General features: G+C 70.1%; 15 protein-coding genes and 4 pseudogenes. 14 read left to right on the top strand and 5 right to left on the bottom strand.

What is annotated here, in order from left to right; translation table 11 throughout:
- The first annotated feature begins 62 nt into the window (after positions 1-62).
- The 11 genes and pseudogenes from coaA (at position 63) to QE377_RS03845 (ending at position 9,046) form a co-directional block, all read left to right on the top strand.
- Positions 63-1,016: a type I pantothenate kinase gene (gene coaA, locus QE377_RS03895; protein ID WP_307319812.1), complete on the top strand. Its 954-nt coding sequence runs from the start codon at positions 63-65 to the stop codon at positions 1,014-1,016.
- A gap of 234 nt (positions 1,017-1,250) precedes the next feature.
- A pseudogene (gene glmS, locus QE377_RS03890) lies at positions 1,251-3,102 on the top strand (glutamine--fructose-6-phosphate transaminase (isomerizing)).
- A gap of 145 nt (positions 3,103-3,247) precedes the next feature.
- Positions 3,248-3,607, top strand: coding sequence for a holo-ACP synthase (locus QE377_RS03885; RefSeq protein ID WP_307319810.1), 360 nt, complete (start codon positions 3,248-3,250; stop codon positions 3,605-3,607).
- Positions 3,604-4,173: a TIGR00730 family Rossman fold protein gene (locus QE377_RS03880; protein WP_307319808.1), complete on the top strand. Its 570-nt coding sequence runs from the start codon at positions 3,604-3,606 to the stop codon at positions 4,171-4,173. Before QE377_RS03885 ends, QE377_RS03880 begins: the two co-directional genes overlap by 4 nt.
- 46 nt (positions 4,174-4,219) lie before the next feature.
- Positions 4,220-5,344 carry an alanine racemase gene (gene alr, locus QE377_RS03875; RefSeq protein ID WP_307319807.1) on the top strand — a complete coding sequence of 375 codons (1,125 nt, stop codon included), beginning with the start codon at positions 4,220-4,222 and terminating at the stop codon, positions 5,342-5,344.
- Between the two features lie 65 nt (positions 5,345-5,409).
- Positions 5,410-5,907, top strand: a complete 498-nt coding sequence (gene tsaE / locus QE377_RS03870) for a tRNA (adenosine(37)-N6)-threonylcarbamoyltransferase complex ATPase subunit type 1 TsaE (protein WP_373459552.1) — start codon at positions 5,410-5,412, stop codon at positions 5,905-5,907.
- Between the two features lie 32 nt (positions 5,908-5,939).
- Positions 5,940-6,620, top strand: a complete 681-nt coding sequence (tsaB, locus tag QE377_RS03865; RefSeq protein WP_307319805.1) for a tRNA (adenosine(37)-N6)-threonylcarbamoyltransferase complex dimerization subunit type 1 TsaB — start codon at positions 5,940-5,942, stop codon at positions 6,618-6,620.
- Positions 6,617-7,123: a ribosomal protein S18-alanine N-acetyltransferase gene (rimI, locus tag QE377_RS03860; protein WP_307319804.1), complete on the top strand. Its 507-nt coding sequence runs from the start codon at positions 6,617-6,619 to the stop codon at positions 7,121-7,123. The genes tsaB and rimI overlap by 4 nt, the downstream gene beginning before the upstream one ends.
- Positions 7,111-8,182, top strand: a pseudogene (gene tsaD, locus QE377_RS03855) (tRNA (adenosine(37)-N6)-threonylcarbamoyltransferase complex transferase subunit TsaD). The gene rimI and the pseudogene tsaD overlap by 13 nt, the downstream one beginning before the upstream one ends.
- Positions 8,179-8,757 carry a hypothetical protein gene (locus tag QE377_RS03850; protein WP_307319803.1) on the top strand — a complete coding sequence of 193 codons (579 nt, stop codon included), beginning with the start codon at positions 8,179-8,181 and terminating at the stop codon, positions 8,755-8,757. Before tsaD ends, QE377_RS03850 begins: the two are co-directional and overlap by 4 nt.
- Positions 8,758-8,812: 55 nt before the next feature.
- Positions 8,813-9,046: a hypothetical protein gene (locus QE377_RS03845; protein WP_307319802.1), complete on the top strand. Its 234-nt coding sequence runs from the start codon at positions 8,813-8,815 to the stop codon at positions 9,044-9,046.
- On the opposite strand, the pseudogene QE377_RS03840 reads toward QE377_RS03845, so the two are convergent.
- Positions 9,047-10,235: pseudogene (locus tag QE377_RS03840) on the bottom strand (SAM-dependent methyltransferase).
- Between the two features lie 141 nt (positions 10,236-10,376).
- On the opposite strand from QE377_RS03840, the gene groES reads away from it, so the two are divergent.
- The 3 genes from groES (at position 10,377) to QE377_RS03825 (ending at position 13,192) form a co-directional block, all read left to right on the top strand.
- Positions 10,377-10,673 (top strand): co-chaperone GroES, encoded by a 297-nt coding sequence (gene groES, locus QE377_RS03835; protein WP_047543013.1) that lies wholly within the window; start codon positions 10,377-10,379, stop codon positions 10,671-10,673.
- Positions 10,674-10,765: 92 nt separating this feature from the next.
- On the top strand, positions 10,766-11,719 hold the full coding sequence (gene rarD, locus QE377_RS03830) for an EamA family transporter RarD (RefSeq protein WP_307319801.1): 954 nt from the start codon (positions 10,766-10,768) through the stop codon (positions 11,717-11,719).
- A 159-nt stretch (positions 11,720-11,878) separates the two neighbouring features.
- Entirely contained in the window at positions 11,879-13,192 is a 1,314-nt protein-coding gene (locus tag QE377_RS03825; RefSeq protein WP_307319799.1) for an ABC transporter substrate-binding protein, read from the top strand.
- A 526-nt stretch (positions 13,193-13,718) separates the two neighbouring features.
- Here QE377_RS03825 and QE377_RS03820 read toward each other — a convergent pair.
- The 4 genes and pseudogenes from QE377_RS03820 to QE377_RS03805 form a co-directional block, all read right to left on the bottom strand.
- Positions 13,719-14,461 (bottom strand): annotated as a pseudogene (locus QE377_RS03820) (ABC transporter ATP-binding protein); the annotation flags it as partial.
- A complete protein-coding gene (locus tag QE377_RS03815; protein ID WP_307319797.1) occupies positions 14,458-15,468 on the bottom strand; it encodes an ABC transporter ATP-binding protein in 1,011 nt (336 codons plus the stop codon). The gene QE377_RS03815 and the pseudogene QE377_RS03820, both read right to left, overlap by 4 nt.
- Complete coding sequence (locus QE377_RS03810) at positions 15,461-16,444, bottom strand: branched-chain amino acid ABC transporter permease (RefSeq protein WP_307319795.1); 984 nt, start codon at positions 16,442-16,444, stop codon at positions 15,461-15,463. Before QE377_RS03810 ends, QE377_RS03815 begins: the two co-directional genes overlap by 8 nt.
- Positions 16,445-16,447: 3 nt before the next feature.
- Positions 16,448-17,806 carry a branched-chain amino acid ABC transporter permease gene (locus tag QE377_RS03805; RefSeq protein ID WP_307319793.1) on the bottom strand — a complete coding sequence of 453 codons (1,359 nt, stop codon included), beginning with the start codon at positions 17,804-17,806 and terminating at the stop codon, positions 16,448-16,450.
- Positions 17,807-17,882: the final 76 nt, after the last annotated feature.

Raw genomic sequence — 17,882 nt, 5'->3', positions numbered from 1 at the left:
TCCGGCTTTGCCCGCGCTGCGAGGGGAACGCCGCGCCGGCGCGTCGCCACTACGATGGGCGGGTGCCAGAGGAGACCACCCTGCCGGCGGCGTCAGCCGAATCCCTGTACCGCGAGATCGACCGCTCCGACTGGGCGCGATTGGCCCGCGGCATGGACCAGCCGCTGACCGAGGCTGAGGTCGTGCAGCTGCGGGGCCTGGGCGACATGCTCGACGTTACCGAGGTGCGCGAGGTGTACGTTCCGCTCAGTCGGCTGCTGTCGCTGCGGGCATCCGCCACCAAGCGCCTCGGCGCCGAGGAGAGCACCTTTCTGGGCGAGCCCGATGAGACGACGCCGTTCGTGATCGGCGTCGCGGGCTCCGTCGCGGTCGGGAAGTCCACGATCGCCCGGCTGCTGCGCGAGCTCCTGAGCCGGTGGCCGGGCACCCCCCGCGTCGAGCTGGTGACCACCGACGGCTTCCTCTATCCGAACGCGGAGCTGGAGCGCCGCGGACTGATGGACCGCAAGGGCTTCCCCGAGTCCTACGACCGCCGCGCGCTGATCGCGTTCCTCACGGCGGTGAAGTCGGGCGCCGCCGAGGTGCACGCCCCGTACTACTCGCACATGCGTTACGACATCGTCCCCGATGCGCATACGAGCGTGCACCGACCGGACGTCGTCATCGTGGAGGGTCTCAACGTGCTGCAGCCGCCGCCCGTGCCGCACGACGTGGCGGTGAGCGACCTGTTCGACTTCTCGATCTACGTGGACGCCGACCCCGAGCACATCCAGCGCTGGTACACCGATCGTTTCCTCGCGCTGCGCGATGCCGCGTTCAGTAACCCGAACTCGTTCTTCCGGGTGCTCGCGGACATCTCCGACGAGGAGGCGCGTGAGCGCGCCGCGTACTACTGGAACAGCATCAACCTGCCGAATCTCATCGAGAACGTGCTGCCCACGCGGCACCGCGCCTCGCTCGTGCTGCGCAAGGGCGCCTCCCACGCCGTCGAGACGGTGCTCCTGCGCAAGCTCTGACGCCCGCCGCCCTGTCGGGTTCCCCGTGCCCGAGTTGCGTCGCAGGTGCGCAGATGCCACACCCTTCCGCATCCGCCACAGTCATTCACTGGCGCGGATGCGGAGAACTGTCGCCCTTGCGAGCGGCGCGCCTGCCCCGAGCGGCGCGCACTTGCCCCCGCGGCGCCTGGGCGCTCCGATTGCACGGCTCGGCGCCGGGCGGGTTCACGGCTGGGCCCATCTACGATGGAAACCATGTGTGGCATCGTCGGATATGTCGGCCCTCGGCCGAGCCAGGACATCCTGATCTCGGGTCTGGCCCGTCTCGAGTACCGCGGATACGACTCGGCCGGCATCGCGGTGATCGGTGCCGACGGCGACCTCGGGATGCGCAAGCGCGCCGGCAAGCTCAGCGTGCTGCGCGACGACCTCGCACGCGTGCCCCTCGCTGACGGCACCACGGGCATCGGCCACACGCGCTGGGCGACCCACGGCGGTCCGACGGATGCGAACGCGCACCCGCACCTGGCCGACGACGACAAGCTCGCCGTCATCCACAACGGCATCATCGAGAACTTCGCGGCCCTCAAGGCCGAGCTCGTCAGCGAGGGCTTCACCTTCCGCAGCGAGACCGACACCGAGGTCGCCGCGGTCCTGATCGGCCGCGAGTACGCGGCATCCGGAGACCTCATCGCCGCCTTCCGCGCGACCGTCGGCCGCTTCGAGGGCGCCTACACGCTGCTCGCGATGCACAAGGACCACCCGGGTCTCGTGGTCGCCGCACGCCGCAACTCGCCGCTCGTGATCGGCCTCGGCGAGGGCGAGAACTTCCTCGGCTCCGACGTGGCCGCCTTCGTCGAGCACACCCGCAACGCGCTCGCGATCGGCCAGGACGAGATCGTCGCCATCACCCCCGATGGCGTCGAGGTCACGGACTTCGCCGGCAACGTCGTGGAGCCCGAGCCGTTCGAAGTGACCTGGGATGCCGCCGCCGCCGAGAAGGGCGGATGGTCCTCGTTCATGGCGAAGGAGGTCTCTGAGGAGCCCGAAGCCGTCGCCAACACCATCCGCGGCCGCATCCGCGACGGCGTCGTCGTCGTCCCCGAACTCGACGGTCTGGACGAGCTCTTCGCCGACATCGATCGCGTGGTCATCATCGCCGCGGGCACGGCGGCGTACGCCGGGCAGACCGGCAAGTACGCGCTGGAGCTGTGGACCCGCATCCCGGTCGACGTCGAGCTCGCGCACGAGTTCCGCTACCGCGACCCGGTGATCGGTCCCCGCACGCTCGTCGTGTCGATCAGCCAGTCGGGCGAGACCATGGACACCCTGATGGCGGTCAAGTACGCCCGCGAGCGCGGCGCACGCACGCTCTCCATCTGCAACACGCAGGGCGCCACCATCCCGCGCGAGTCGGACGCGATCGTCTACACGCACGCCGGCCCCGAGGTGGCCGTGGCCTCGACGAAGGCCTTCGTCGCGCAGATCACCGCGATCTACCTGCTCGCGCTGCACATCGCTCACGTGCGCGGATCGCTGACGGCCGCCGAGATCGCCGACCACGTGCGCGAGCTCGAGTCGGTGCCCGGCAAGATCAGCACCATCCTCGAGACGCAGCAGGAGCGCATCACCCAGCTCGCGCACTGGATGGCCGACACGCGCTCGGTGCTGTTCCTCGGTCGCCACGTCGGCTACCCGATCGCGCTCGAGGGTGCCCTCAAGCTCAAGGAGATCTCCTACATCCACGCGGAGGGCTTCGCCGCCGGCGAGCTGAAGCACGGGCCCATCGCGCTGATCGAGCCCGGTCAGCCGGTGTTCGTGATCGTGCCGTCGCCGCGGGAGTCCTCGGTGCTGCACGACAAGGTGGTCTCCAACCATCCAGGAGATCCGGGCTCGCGGTGCCCGCGTCATCGTGATCGCGGAGGAGGGCGACGCGAGCGTCCTGCCGTTCTCCGACGAGGTGCTGCACATCCCGCTCGCCGGGCCCCTGTTCGAGGCGCTGCTGGCGGTCGTCCCGCTGCACATCTTCGCGATGGGCCTCGCGACGGCGAAGGGTCTGGATGTGGACCAGCCGCGCAACCTGGCCAAGTCCGTCACGGTCGAGTAAGGGCCACACTTCTGCGCAAGCGCGCCTGTGATGAACAGGCGCGCTTGCGCATTTCTGAGGCAGTCGCGCAACGGCGACGCATCTCGGGCATCCGGGGCGCGGATAGGGTGGCGGATGCGGCGAGCCGCCGCATCCGGGAGGGCACATGATCGTCGGAATCGGCGTCGACATGGTCGACGTGCCGCGGTTCGAGCGCACGCTCGCGCGCACCCCTGGCCTGCTCACCCGCCTCTTCTCGCCGGCGGAGCGCGTGCTGAAGCCGCGGTCTCTCGCCGCGCGGTACGCCGCGAAGGAGGCGCTGATCAAGGCGCTGGGTGGGTCGGACGGCGTGCACTGGGTCGAGATCGAGGTGGCGTCGGAACCCTCGGGCCGGCCGATCTTCACGCTGACGGGATCGACGGCCGAGATCGTCTCGGCACGCGGCATCGTGGCGCTGCACCTGTCGATGAGCCACGACGCCGGACTCGCAACGGCGTACGTCGTCGCCGAGGCGGCGCCGGCATGATCGCGCGCGTCGCCGTCTACACCGGCTCCGCCCTCGGCGCCTCGCCGGCCTACGCCGAAGCCGCCGCCGCGGTGGGGGAGGCGCTCGCCGCATCCGGCGTCGGACTCGTGTACGGCGGTGGGCGTGCCGGACTCATGGGGGTCGTCGCGGATGCGGCCCTCGCCGCAGGCGGGGAGGTGCACGGGGTGATCCCGCAGGCTCTGGTGGATGCGGAACTCGCCCACCCCGGCCTCACCCGGCTCGAGATCGTCACCGACATGCACGAGCGCAAGACGCGGATGGCGCAGCTCGCCGACGCATTCGTCGCCCTCCCCGGCGGGGCGGGCACGCTCGAGGAGCTCTTCGAAGCCTGGACCTGGCTGCAATTGGGTCTGCACCGCAAACCAATCGCGCTCTACGACGTCGACGGCTACTGGGCGCCCCTGGGGGCGATGCTGGACGCCATGGTCGAGGCCGGCTTCCTGACCCCGGCCTTCCGCGACACGCTCGGGATCGCCGTGGACCCGGCGGCGCTGCTCGCGGGGTTCGCCGCATGGCAGCCTCCCGTGCCCAAGTGGCGGCGCTGAGCGTCCCGCGTCACCCGGTACCTTGGATGCGGCGACGGGAGGTCCCATGAGTACGCTGCCGGCCGGGGTCATGCGAGAAGCGGTGATCGATGTCGAGGCGATCGCCGACAACGTGCGTCATCTGCGGCGACTGACGGGTGTCGAGGTCATCGCCGTCGTCAAGGCCGACGGGTACGGGCACGGAGCCGCGCGCTCCGCCGCGGCGGCGCTCGCCGGCGGCGCGACGCGCATCGGTGTCGCCGACGTCGCCGAGGCGCTGGCGCTGCGGCGCGCCGGGATCGACGCCCCCATCCTGGCCTGGTTGCACGCCCCTGGCGCCTCCTTCGGCGAAGCGGTCGAGCGCGGCATCGAGCTGGGGATCTCGAACCTCGATCAGCTGAACGCGGCGGCCGCCGCTGGAAGCGGCGAGCGACCCGCCGTGCTGCACCTCAAGCTCGAGACCGGACTGGGGCGCAACGGCGCCTCGCCCGCCGACTACGCCGCGTTGTTCGCGGAGGCCGCCCGGTGGGAGCGGCTGGGTCGGGTGCGCGTGATCGGCATCTTCAGCCACCTCTCCAACGCCTCCGCCGAGGACGACCTGGCGGCGCTCGCGCGCTTCGAGGATGCGGTCGCCGCTGCATCCGCCGCGGGACTGACTCCGCGCCTGCGTCACATCGCCGCCACCCACGCCGCGCTCGCCCTGCCGCAGACCCGCCTGAACTGCGTGCGCATCGGGATCGGCATCTACGGCCTGTCGCCTTTCGACGATCGCTCCTCGGCCGATCTGGGCCTGCGCCCGGCCATGACGCTGCGCGCGGCCGTCGCGGCCGTCAGGCGCGTCCGGGCGGGGCAGGGCGTCTCGTACGGGTACGACTACCGCACCGACGGCGACACGACGCTCGCGCTCGTGCCGCTGGGGTATGCCGACGGGGTACCGCGCCAGGCTTCCGGCGCGGGGCCGGTGCGCATCGCGGGCGAGCGTCATCGTGTCGCCGGACGCATCGCGATGGATCAGTTCGTCGTCGACGTCGGCGACGCCGACGTGCACGTGGGCGATGAGGTCGTGCTCTTCGGCGATCCGACCCTCGGCGTACCCTCCGCGACCGACTGGGCGATCGCCGCAGGCACCATCAACTACGAGATCGTCACGCGCATCGGTGCACGTGTGCCGCGGCACCAGCTCGAGCGATGAGCGGGCATGAATCCGGCACCGCCGGTGTTCCACACGGCATGACGAACAAGGTCGGTGAGCCGGCGATGGACGAGTTGCTCGGCGAACGGGAGATCGTCTCACCGCACGATATGGAGCAGCTGGGCCGGCAGATCGGGGAACGTCTGCACGCGGGCGACGTCGTCGTGCTGACGGGGGCGCTGGGGGCCGGCAAGACCACCCTGACCCGCGGGATCGCCGCGGGTCTCGGCGTGCGCGGTCCGATTCAGAGCCCCACGTTCGTGATCGCCCGCACGCATCCTTCCCTCACCGGCGGGGCGCCCCTGGTTCACGTGGACGCCTACCGGTTGGGTTCGGCGGCGGAGCTCGACGACCTCGACATCGACCTGCCGGGCTCGGTCGTGGTCGTGGAATGGGGCCACGGCCTCATCGAGGCGATCGCGGACTCGTGGTGGGAGGTCGAGCTCGACCGCGAGTGGGACGGCCGCGGCGTGGACAGCGCCTGCGGCACGTATCAGCGCCACAACGACGACCTGGATGCCGAGACGCCGCGTCTGGTGACCATCACGCACCACACGGTCTGAGCACCGCGACGCTGCCGCATTACCCTGGAGGGGTGTTCCTCGGCATCGACACCTCGCTCGGAACGGCGCTCGCCGTCATCGATCCCGACGGCGTCGTGCGCGCCGAGGTCTCCAGCGACAACCCGCTCGGCCACGCCGAGGTCATCGGCGACCTGCTGCTCACGGTGACGGAGGCCGCGCGCACCACGGCAGCGCACGGCTCGGGGCTCGGCGCGGCCGATGATGCGCGCATCACGCATGTCGTCGCCGGTATGGGCCCGGGCCCCTTCACGGGCCTGCGGATCGGCATCGCCGCCGCACGCGCGTTCGCGCTCGCCCGCGGGGTGCCGGTGGTGCCCGTCGCCAGCCACGACGCCGTCGCTCTGGGAGTGCTCCTCGCGGCGGCGATGGAGGATGCCGACGCCGGCACGTTCGCCGTCGTCACCGACGCACGGCGTCGGGAGTACGCGTACACGATCTACCGCGGCCTCGACGACGACGGCCTGCCCGCGCGGGTCACCGGTCCCGCCCTCAGTCCGCGTGACGAGCTGGACGACCGGCTCACGGCGCTCGGGGCTGCGCGCATCGACGCGACGGCGATCCCCGCCACGGTGCTGGCCCTGTGCGGCGCGCGGGCCGTCGCCGCCGGCCGCACGATCGCCGCGGACGAGCCGCTGTATCTGCGTTCTCCGGACGTCACGAGCCCGCACGCGCCGAAGCGGGTGGGGTCGTGATCCGTCCGGCGACACCCGCCGACCTCGACGCGATCATGCGGCTGGAGCGGGCGAGCTTTCCCACGGACGCGTGGAGCGAGGCCATGATGCGCGAGGAGCTCGCCTCCCCGCACGGGCACTACGTCGCACTGGAGCACGGCGGCCGGCTCGTCGGCTACGCGGGATTGCGCGCGCCTGAGGGAGCGCGCGACGGCGACATCCAGACGATCGCTCTGGACGCGTCGTCCCGCGGACGGGGCTTCGGACGGGCCCTGTTGCGCACGCTCCTGTCGAAGGCCCACGAACGACGCGTACGCGAGGTGTTCCTCGAGGTGCGCGACGACAACCCCGTCGCCCGGGGGTTGTACGCCTCGGAGGGCTTCGTCGAGGCGGGCCGGCGTCCGCGCTACTACCAGCCCGACGATGTCGACGCGATCGTCATGCGCGTGGACGTGCCGGCGTGGGCGGCGGCGCGCGGCGAGGATGCGGTCGCATCCGGTGTGAACGGAGGATGGTGCTCGTGAGCGGACCTCTCGTGCTCGGCATCGAGACAAGTTGCGACGAGACCGGCATCGGCATCGTCCGCGGCCGCGAGCTGCTGACGAACACGATCGCCAGCTCCATGGACGAGCATGCCCGCTACGGCGGCGTCGTCCCCGAGGTCGCCGCGCGCGCGCACCTCGAGGCGCTGCAGCCCGCGATCCGCGCAGCGCTCGCCGAGGCCGGCGTCGGCCTTCACGACCTGGATGCCGTCGCCGTCACGTCGGGTCCGGGGCCTCGCCGGCGCACTCATGGTCGGCGTCGGGGCGGCGAAGGCGCTCGCGGTGGGGCTCGGCAAGCCGCTCTACGCGGTCAACCACCTCGTGGGCCACATCGCGGCCGACATCCTCGATGCGGATGCGGCGCCCCTGGAGTACCCGACGGTGGCGCTTCTCGTCAGCGGCGGCCACACCTCCCTGCTGCTCGTGCGCGACCTCACCAGCGATGTGGAGCTGCTCGGCGAGACGGTGGACGACGCCGCAGGAGAGGCGTTCGACAAGGTCGCGCGGATCCTGGGCCTGCCCTACCCGGGAGGCCCGCAGATCGACCGCGCCGCCGCCGACGGCGATCCGACCGCGATCCGTTTCCCCCGTGGGCTCTCCCGCGCCTCCGATATGGCCGAGCATCGCTACGACTTCTCCTTCTCGGGACTGAAGACGGCGGTGGCGCGTTACCTCGAGCAGACGCCGGATGCGTCCGTGCCCGACGTCGCCGCATCCTTCCGCGAGGCTGTCGTCGACGTGCTCGTGACGAAGGCGCTGGATGCGTGCGCGCGCCACGACGTGCCGCGCCTGCTGCTGGGCGGCGGTGTGATCGCCAATCGCCGGCTGCGCGACGTGGCTCTGGAGCGCGGCGCCGCGGCCGGCGCCGCGGCCGGCGTCGCGGTCCGCATCCCGCCGCTGAGCCTGTGCACCGACAACGGCGCGATGATCGCGGTGCTGGCCGCCGAGCTCATCGCCGCAGGGCGCGCGCCGTCGACGCTCCGCTTCGGCGCGGACTCGACGCTGCCGGTCACCGAGATCCAGGTGGCGGAGCAGCGGTGAACCGCGAACGGGGGGAGGGCGCGCCGGACGAGCCGGAGGCGTTCTCGTTGTCGTTCCCGCCGGACGAGGCGGCCGCGCAGCCGCTGCTGGCCGCTGCTGCGGCTCTGGATCCCTCGCCGCAGCCACCCACCGCCGAGCCGTGGCCGGTCGCCGCGCGTGTCGAGTCGCCGTCGGACGACGTCGTCGTCCCGACGCAGGCCGCCGACCTCCCGGGCACGCACCGCGGCGGCTTCACCCGCCCGCCGACGGCGCCCGTCGACGTGCAGGAGCAGGTCGCCCAGCATGAGGAGCTCCCGGCGACGACCGCAACCCTGCCGACGACGGATGCGGCGTCGCCCGCGAACTTCGCGACGCTGTCCCTCGGTTTCGCGGTGGTCGCTCTCATCGTCGCCATCGTGGTCGGCTGGGGCTTCCCGATCGGCGTGGGAGCCGTCGTGCTCGGGCTCATGTCGTTGCGCGGGTGCGTGGAGAGTCGCCCGATCGCGGCGTGGGGTGTCTCGCTCGGTGCGCTCTCGTTGATCTACAGCGCGGGATGGCTCATGTACGCCGGCATCCAATCGGGGTGGATCGGCTGATTCTCCCGATGGGAGACGCGCACTCGGCCCCGGCGGGCTTGATATGTTCGCAGACATGGGGATCGAGTGGGGACGAATCAACCCTGTGGTCGTGGTCACGGCCGGGGTTCTGGCCTGCATGCTGGTGCCGAGCGCGGTGTTCATCGCTGTGTCGGCGTTTCTCGCGGGCGATGCGCTCTGGGGGGCGGTGGCGGTCGTCGCGGCGGGTGCGATCGTGATCGCGGCCGCCGTCGCGTTCGTGTACGCCGCGGCGATGTTCCGACGACGCAGGGTCGTCGGCGAGGGCTGATCAGACGCGATCCGCCAGGATCGCCGTCCGCTTGTCGCCGATCCGCGTCAGCAGCAGCGTCGCCGACGCGTCGCCCGTGAGCTTGAGTCGGGTGCGCAGCTTCGCCGGGTCTACATCGACGCCGCGTTTCTTGATCTCGAGCGTCCCGACACCGCGCTCGCGGAGGGCGCGGGCGAGCTTCTTCTCATCGGCGGGGAGTTGTTCGCGCACGCGGAAGCTCTGCACGAACGGGCTCGTCACCGGCTGGTCCGAGGTGAGGTACGCGATGCGTTCGTCGAGCGTGCCCGCATCCAGTGAGCGGGCGACGTCGCCGATCAGGCGGGAGCCGGATCACGGCGCCGTCGGGCTCATGCAGGAAGGCGCCGAGCGGGCGGGGGTCGACGTCCTCGGCGTCGTGGGCGGATGTGAGCTCGTGCACCTGGTCGCCGCGGACGACGAGCGCTGCGCGCCGTACGCCGTCGCGGGCCAGCTCCCGGGAGAAGAGCACGAGCTCGATCGTCGAGCCGTCCACACTGATCCACTGCGCCTCGACATCCCGGGGGATGCTGTCGCGGTCGAAGCCGGGACCCAGCTTGATGCCGGTCGGGATCCGCTCGGCGATCTCGAACGCCCAGTTGAGCGCGGGGCTGTACTCGTCTGCGCGCAGCCGATCGCTGTGGGACCCGCCGACCGGGCGGCGTGCAGGGTCGAGCCACACCGCATCCCTGTCCGCGAGATCGACATCCTCTGCGCGTGCGTGCGAGACCGTGACGGTGTCGGCGAAGGGCGCCAGGTTGTAGGCGGCGACGGCCGCGGTCAGCTCGTCGGCGTCGACGGCGGTGACCTCGAGCCCGAGGGCTGCGAACCCCAGGGCGTCGCCGCCGATGCCGCATCCGAGATCAGCGATCCGGCGGCGTCCCGCATCCCGGAAGCGTCCAGCGTGGCGGGCCGCCACGCTCAGGCGCGTGGCCTGCTCGAGGCCGGCGGGAGTGAAGAGCATCCGCCCGGCGAAGGGCCCGAACTTCGCCGCGGCACGGGAGCGGAGTCGCGCCTGACTGACCACGGCCGAGACGAGGTCGGGACCGTGTCCCGCGGCGCGGAGCCTGCTCACGGCCGCGGCGACCGCGGCCGTCGACTCGATCGGCCCCGTCTCATCCAGCAGGCGCAGGCCTTCGGGGGTGAGAAGGGCGCGCAGCTCGCTCATCTCCATCGCTCCAGCCTAGGCGTGACGTCGTGTTGGCACTCGCGTTGCACGAGTGCCAGGACGCCTCTAGACTTGCCATTAGCACTCTCGGTGTGAGGGTGCTAACTGAGTCTTCCGTTTCACGAAGCGAGAAAGAAGAGGTAGACCGTGTCGGTTTCCATCAAGCCGCTCGAGGACCGCATCGTCATCCAGCAGGTCGAGGCCGAGCAGACCACCGCTAGTGGCCTGGTCATCCCCGACACCGCCAAGGAGAAGCCCCAGGAGGGCGAGGTCGTGGCCGTGGGCCCCGGCCGCATCGACGACAACGGCAACCGTGTTCCGCTCGACGTCGCCGTCGGCGACCGCGTGATCTACAGCAAGTACGGCGGCACCGAGGTCAAGTTCGGCGCCGACGAGTACCTCGTGCTCTCCGCGCGCGACGTGCTCGCGGTCGTCGTCCGCTGACATCGCCTGCTCGAAGCCCCCGGCCGTTCGGTCGGGGGCTTCGTTCGTTGCGGGCGCGCGCCACTGCGTGCCCGCGGTTCTAGGCTGGATCGGTGAACCCGCGCACTCCCACCGAGCAGAGCCTCGCCGGCGGCCTGTATGCCTTCTCCGCATACCTGCTGTGGGGCGTGCTGCCGCTGTACTTCCTGCTGCTGGCGCCCGTGGGCGCGTTCGAGATCGTGGCGTGGCGCATCCTGTTGTCGCTGGTGTTCTGTGCGCTCCTGATCGCGGTGACGCGCTCGTGGCGGCGCCTCGGTGCGATCCTGCGCCAAGGCCGGCCCGTCGCCCTCACGGTGCTCGCCGGCATCCTGATCTACGTCAACTGGCAGACGTATCTCATCGGCACCCTGAGCGGCCACGTCATCGAGACGAGCCTCGGGTACTTCATCAACCCGATTGTGACGGTGTTGCTGGGCGTGCTCGTGCTGCGCGAGCGGCTGCGTCCGACGCAGTGGGTCGCGATCGGTCTCGCCACCGCCGCGGTCGTGGTGATCGTGGTCGGCTACGGCGCCATGCCCTGGATCGCCCTCATCCTCGCGTTCTCGTTCGGTTTCTACGGGCTCGTGAAGAAGAAGATCGGCCCATCCGTGGATGCGGTCAGCGGGCTCACGCTGGAATCGCTCTGGCTCACCCCTCTCGCCCTCGTGCAGCTCGTCGTGGTGGGCCTGACGACGGGACTGGGCTTCGCTTCCGCCGGCGTGGGCACCACCGTGGCCCTTGCGCTGGCAGGCGTCGTGACGGCCGTTCCGCTGCTGCTGTTCGCCGCGGGTGCGCGCCGGGCGCCTCTGACGCTGCTCGGCATCGTCCAGTTCGTCGCGCCCGTGCTGCAGTTCCTCATCGGGTGGTGGGTGCTGGGCGAGCCGATGACGGCCGGACGGTGGGCGGGCTTCGCGCTCGTGTGGGCGGCGCTCATCCTGCTGAGCGCGGATTCGATCGTCGCCTCGCGCCGTGCGCGCAAGAGCGCAGGATTGCAGAACGCTCCGTCCGACGTGGCCGAATTGACGTAATGCGTCGAAAAGCGGCGCGATTCATAACGATTTCGTCGCGAAAGGGTGCGGAGACTGTGCGCGACGCGCGCCTACAACACACTCGTAACAATGCGCGGCTAGCTTCTGGCGCAACGCGGCGTCCAGGTCGCGCATTGAAGAGTGAAAGGACGGAACCAGATGGTTCACTCCAAGAAGGCGTGGTTTGCCGCGACCGCCCTCGCGGGCGTCTCGGCGCTTGCGCTCGTCGGGTGTGCCGGCGGGGGCGAAGCAGCGCCCTCCGGCAGCTCAGACGCAGGTGGCGACTACACGGCGCAGAACTGTGCCGACGGCACCACGAGCGCTGACATCCTGAAGGTCGGCACCCTGCTGCCCACCACGGGAACCCTGGCGTTCCTCGGCCCGCCCGAGATCGCCGGTGTCGGCCTGGCTGTCGATGACATCGTCGCCGCTGGCGACAAGGCATGTACGTTCTGGACCGACTCCGGTGACAGCAACGACATGACCGTCTCGTCCGCCTCGGCCGACGAGCTCATCAACGCAGACGTCTCGATCGTGATCGGCGCCGCATCCTCCTCGGTGTCGCTGAACGTCGTCGACAAGCTCACCAAGAGCGCGAGCCCGATCGTGCAGATCTCGCCCGCGAACACGGCGGCCTCCCTCTCGGGCTACTCCGACTTCTACTTCCGCACCGCTCCGCCGGACACGGTGCAGGGTTCCGCGCTGGGTCAGCTCATCACGAGCGACGGCAACGCGAACATCGCGTTCCTCGTCTTCAACGACGCTTACGGCACGGGCCTGCGCGACGTGATCGAGGAGACGGTCACCGGCGCGGGCGGCTCGGTCACCTACGGCGCCAAGGGCGCGGGCCAGGAGTTCCCTCCCGGTCAGACCACCTTCTCGTCCGAGGTGACGGCGGCGCTGGCCACCAACCCCGACGCGATCGTGATCATCGCGTTCGATGAGACCAAGGCGATCATCCCCGAGCTCGTGTCGCAGGGCTGGGACATGTCCCGCACCTACTACACGGACGGCAACACGTCGGACTTCTCGTCGGACTTCGAGCCCGGAACGCTCGAGGGCGCGCAGGGCACGATCCCCGGTGCGAACCCCGCCGAGGACTTCAAGGAGCGGGCCTCGGCCTGGCACGAGGCGGTCGAAGGCTCGGCGCTCGACGACTACTCGTACTCCGCTGAGTCCTACGACGCGGTCATCCTCTCGGCCCTCGCGGCCCTGAAGGGCGGCGCGACCGACCCGGCCACCATCCAGGCGAACCTGGCCGCGGTGTCGGGTGCGACCGGTGGCGAAGAGTGCTCCACGTACGCCGACTGCAAGGCTCTCATCGCCGACGGCAAGGACATCCACTACACGGGTGTCGCCGGCACGGGGCCGTTCAACGACAAGAACGACCCCTCGAGCGCCTTCATCGGCATCTACAAGTTCGACGGTGACAACAAGCCCGTCTGGCAGAGCGCTGTCGAGGGCAAGTCTTGATCTGACTGCTCACGCACACGAACGCCCCCGGGTCCGCCCGGGGGCGTTCATGTGTCCGCGGGCGGTGCGCGTGCGAGCGTCTCGCCTCGGCCCGTCCGCCCACCGTCCGCCCCCCGGACGCTCGTTCCCCGCCTGTGCTCGTTCCACCCCCCTGCTCGCCTGTCACAAATCGCGGCTATCGGCGCGATTTGTGACAGGCGAGCAGGCGGTCCACGGGCCGGGGCGCCGTGCGGGCCGGGGCGCCGTGCGGGCAGGGCGGAGGGCGGGGACAAGGAGGGGGGGCGGATGCGGGTGCATCCGCCCCCTTCGGAGCGCTCAGGCGGCGTGTGGCGCCGCGCGGGTTTCAGGCCTTGCCGGCGTCGGGCTCCGCACCGGGGTCCGACATGGGCTCGGCTGCCGGCGGGAGGTCTTCCGCCGCGCTCGAGCCGGCCGTCACGGACGTCGGAACCTGCTCGTCCGGGGCCACCGTGCCGGCGGGAGCCGGTTCGGCCGTGGCGGGTGCTGCGGCGGATGCGGCGGACTTGTCGGCATCCACGTCGGCTGCGAGCGTGCCGAGGTAGAGCTGGATGACCTTCGGGTCGTTCGCGAGCTCGCGTCCCGTGCCCGTGTAGGCGTCGCGTCCCTGGTCGAGCACGTACGCGCGGTCGCAGATCTGCAGGCAGCGTCGCGCGTTCTGCTCGAGGCCATGATCACGCTCACGCCCGCCTTGTTGATGCGGCGGGTGCGGATGAAGGTCTCGTCCTGACGGACCGGTGACAAGCCCGCCGAGGGCTCGTCGAGCAGCAGCACGGACGGGTCCATCATGAGGGCGCGCGCCATCGCGACGGACTGGCGCTCACCGCCCGACAGCGAGCCTGCCCGCTGATCGCGACGGTCGGCGAGCACCGGGAAGATCTCGAAGATCTTGTCGAGCTGCTCCCGGAACTTGCGCGGCTTCTGGTAGATGCCCATCTGCAGGTTCTCCTCGATCGTGAGCGAGGGGAACACGTTGTTCGTCTGGGGCACGAAGCCCACTCCGGTCGAAACCAGCTTGTTGGGCTTCCATCCGGTGATGTCGGTCCCCTTGAGTGTGACGGAGCCGCCGCGGATCGAGACCTGGCCGAACACCGCCTTCAGGAACGTGGACTTGCCCGCGCCGTTGGGGCCGATGATGCCGATGAGCTCGCCCGGGTGGGCGACGATGTTCACGCCGTTGAGGATGTTGACCCCCGGCAGGTAGCCGGCGTGCAGGTCCTTCGCGACGAGGACCGGTTCGGTCGCGTTCGTCATGAACGGTTCTCCTTTCCGAGCGCCTCGTCGATCTGCCGCTCGGCGGCCGCATCCGCAGCCTCCGCCTCGGCCTCGAGCTGTTGGATGACCGACGTGTCGAGCAGCGAGTCGTCACCGAGGTCGGTGTCGTGGTGCGCGCCGAGGTAGGCATCCACGACCGCCTGCTGGCTCATGACCTCGCCCGCGGGGCCTTCGGCGACGATGGCGCCCTGTGCCATCACCACGACCCAGTCGGAGATGTGACGCACCATGTGCATGTCGTGCTCGACGAACAGCACGGTGGTGCCGTCGTCGCGGAGCGCCTGGATGTGGCCGAGAAGCGACTGCGTGAGGGCCGGGTTCACGCCGGCCATCGGCTCGTCGAGCATGATCATCTTCGGGTCGCTCATGAGCGCCCGCGCCATCTCCAGCAGCTTCTTCTGCCCGCCCGAGAGGGAGCCCGCGAGGTCTTCTCGCTTCTCGTACAGCTTGAAGCGCTGCAGGAGATCCATCGCCTTCTCGGTGATCTCCTTCTCCCGCTTGCGCCAGAGCGCGGGGATGAGGGCGACAGCCATGTTCTCGCCGGGCTGGTCGCGCGCGCCGAGCAGCATGTTGTCGAGCACCGTCATGCGCGAGAGCGCCTTCGTGAGCTGGAAGGTGCGCACCATGCCGCTGCGGGCGACCTTGGATGCGGCCGTGCTGCCCAGCGTCCGGCCGTCGAACGACCACCTGGCTGCCTTGTCGGCCGGCGGGCCGCCGAAGGCGCGCTTCGCGCTCGTCGGCTTGTCGAAGCCGGTGATGAGGTTGAAGAAGGTCGTCTTGCCGGCGCCGTTGGGCCCGATGAGGGCCGTGATGGCGCCGCGCTGGACCTCGAGGTGGTCGACGTCGACGGCGGTCATGCCGCCGAAGCGGCGGATGATGTTGTCGACGACGAGGATCGGGTCGGGCTTGGGGGCACCGGGCGTCTGTGCGACGTGCGACGAGCTCTCCTGCGCGGCCGCCTGGGCCGCCGTGATCGGCTCAGACATTGAAGCTCAGCTCCTTCTTGCTGCCGAGGATGCCCTGTGGTCGGAAGATGACCAGGAGCATCAGCGCGATACCGATCACGATCCACGAGAACTGATCGGTCTGCTGGGTCGACATGATCGAGTCGGGCACGACCATGTCGGTGATGCCCTGGATGAAGATGCGCACCGCGAAGAACAGGATCGATCCCAGCACGGGTCCGAAGATGGTCGCGGCGCCGCCCAGCAGGAGCGCGGTCCAGATGAAGAACGTCGTCGAGCGTCCCAGTGCGTCCGGCTGGACGGAGGACGGGAGGACGTAGATGATGCCGGCGAAGGCGCCGAGCACGCCGCCGAGCACCAGCGCCTGCATCTTGTAGGAGTAGGCGCTCTTCCCGAGGCTGCGCACCGCATCCTCGTCCTCACGGATGCCCTTGAGCACACGGCCCCACGGGCTGCGCATGAGCAGCCACACCAGCACGAGGAATACTGCGACGAGCGCCCAGGCCACGATGCGGATCCACCATCCGCTCACGCCGTTGTTCTCGTACGTGAACCAGAGGATGGTGGTGGAGCCGTCCGGCAGGAACGACAGCTCGTTGAACGGGTCGCGGTAGGTCGCGCCGGGAAGACCGTTCGAGCCGCCCGTGATGGGACCCATGATGGACGAGCGTCCGACCATGCGCACGATCTCGGCGGCCGAGATCGTGACGATGGCGAGGTAGTCGCCGCGCAGCTTCAGCGTGGGGATGCCCAGGATGAGGCTGAAGATGACGACCGCGATGATCGCGATCAGCAGCGAGGGCCAGAATCCCAGGCCTGCGCCGATCGACACGGCGAAGCCGTAGGCACCGAGCAGCATGAAGCCCGCCTGGCCCATGTTGAGCAGGCCCGTGTAGCCGAAGTGGATGTTCAGGCCGATCGCGGCGATGGCGAAGGCGGCCGTGGCGGGCGAGATGGCGCTGGCCGCCATCTGCGTGAGCAGGTTCAGGAATTCCATGTGTCAGCCCACCCGTTCCTTGCGACCGAACAGACCCTGAGGTCGCACCAGCAGCAGCAGGATCAGCAGCAGCAGGGCGGTCGCGTACTTGAAGTCGCCCGGCAGCCAGATGTTCGTCAGCTCGACCGTCATGCCGATGATGAGGGCGCCGAAGAGGGCGCCGAAGGCGGTTCCCAGACCGCCGAGGGTCACCGCGGAGAAGAGCAGCAGCAGCAGCTGCATGCCCGTCATCCAGTTGATGCCGTTGAGAACGAGACCGAGCAGGATGCCGGCGAGGCCCGCCAGCGCCGCGGATGCGGTCCAGATCAGGCGGATCACCCCGTCGACGTTGATGCCGGATGCGGCGGCCAGCGCCGGGTTGTCGCTCACGGCGCGGGTCGCGCGTCCCACGCGGGTCTTGACCAGGAAGAGGCCGACCGCGACGAGGACGACGACGGCGATGCCCATGGCGATCAGCGAGTCCTGGCTGAGCGAGACGGGCCCGATCTGCACGGGCTTCGGGTTGGCCATGACGATGCGCACGGTCGATGCGCCGATGAAGAACTGGAACACGTACTGCAGCGCCAGCGACATTCCGATCGTGACGATCATGAGCTGCGTCAGCGAGAGCCTCTTCTTGCGCAGTGGCTTCCAGATCGCGAGATCCTGCGTGTAGCCGAACGCGGCGCACAACACGATCACGATGAGGCCGGCGAGCCAGATGTTGAGCCCCAACAGGTTCGCGAACACGAAGGCGAGGAGGCCGCCGAGGGTCACGAGCTCGCCGTGGGCGAAGTTGGAGATGCCGGTCGTTCCGTAGATGAGGGAGAGCCCCACGGCGGCGAGTGCCAGGAGCAGTCCGAGCCGCAGGCCCGATGCCGCTTGCTGAGCGAGGCGGTCCCAGTTGAAGCCGGAGTCGGCCGTCGTGGTGCCGCCGCCCGTGGACCCGCCGCCGCCGTCGCCCGCCGATTCGAGCGAGAACAGCGCGGCGGTGTTCGCACCGAGCGTCACCGTCCGCACCTGCGGTTCGTCGCTTCTCAGGGTGACACCGTCGGGCAGCGTGTCGGCGTCGACCGTCACCGAGTACTCGCCGGGCTGCTCGACGCTCAGCGACCAGCGGCCGTCGTCGTCGGTCTCGGTGGAGACGGTGCCGCCGGGACCGGTGGCCGAGACCACGACTCCCTCTCCGGCGTCGCGCAGCGTGCCGGAGAGGCAGCCGACGGTGGCGCTGGGTGCGCAGACCTCGGTCTGCTTGGCGCTCTCATCGGTCGTCTCGGCGTGAGCCGCGGTGGGGGTAAAGGTCAGCAGCGCGACGATGAGCGCGGCGAAGAGGAGAAGAATCCCGGGTAGGGATCGTCTCTCGGTCGCAGTGGTGGAAACCACGGAGCCTCCAGTCGGGGACACGCACCCAGGATGCGGTCGGCATCGGCAATGACGACGACGCTACGAGCGTATTGTG

It is taken from the genome of Microbacterium sp. SORGH_AS_0862, from assembly GCF_030818795.1.
Lineage (GTDB): Bacteria > Actinomycetota > Actinomycetes > Actinomycetales > Microbacteriaceae > Microbacterium.
The sequence above is the reverse complement of the archived record's forward strand: the minus strand, read 5'-3'. Positions and strand labels throughout refer to the sequence as shown.

Bases quoted from the DNA above. Each gene is read 5' to 3' on its own strand.
- QE377_RS03885 (WP_307319810.1), top strand. From the start codon at position 3,248: ATGATCGTCGGAATCGGCGTCGACATGGTCGACGTGCCGCGGTTCGAG.
- QE377_RS03880 (WP_307319808.1), top strand. From the start codon at position 3,604: ATGATCGCGCGCGTCGCCGTCTACACCGGCTCCGCCCTCGGCGCCTCG.
- alr (WP_307319807.1), top strand. From the start codon at position 4,220: ATGAGTACGCTGCCGGCCGGGGTCATGCGAGAAGCGGTGATCGATGTC.
- tsaE (WP_373459552.1), top strand. From the start codon at position 5,410: ATGGACGAGTTGCTCGGCGAACGGGAGATCGTCTCACCGCACGATATG.
- QE377_RS03845 (WP_307319802.1), top strand. From the start codon at position 8,813: ATGGGGATCGAGTGGGGACGAATCAACCCTGTGGTCGTGGTCACGGCC.
- QE377_RS03825 (WP_307319799.1), top strand. From the start codon at position 11,879: ATGGTTCACTCCAAGAAGGCGTGGTTTGCCGCGACCGCCCTCGCGGGC.
- QE377_RS03815 (WP_307319797.1), bottom strand. From the start codon at position 15,468: ATGTCTGAGCCGATCACGGCGGCCCAGGCGGCCGCGCAGGAGAGCTCG.
- QE377_RS03810 (WP_307319795.1), bottom strand. From the start codon at position 16,444: ATGGAATTCCTGAACCTGCTCACGCAGATGGCGGCCAGCGCCATCTCG.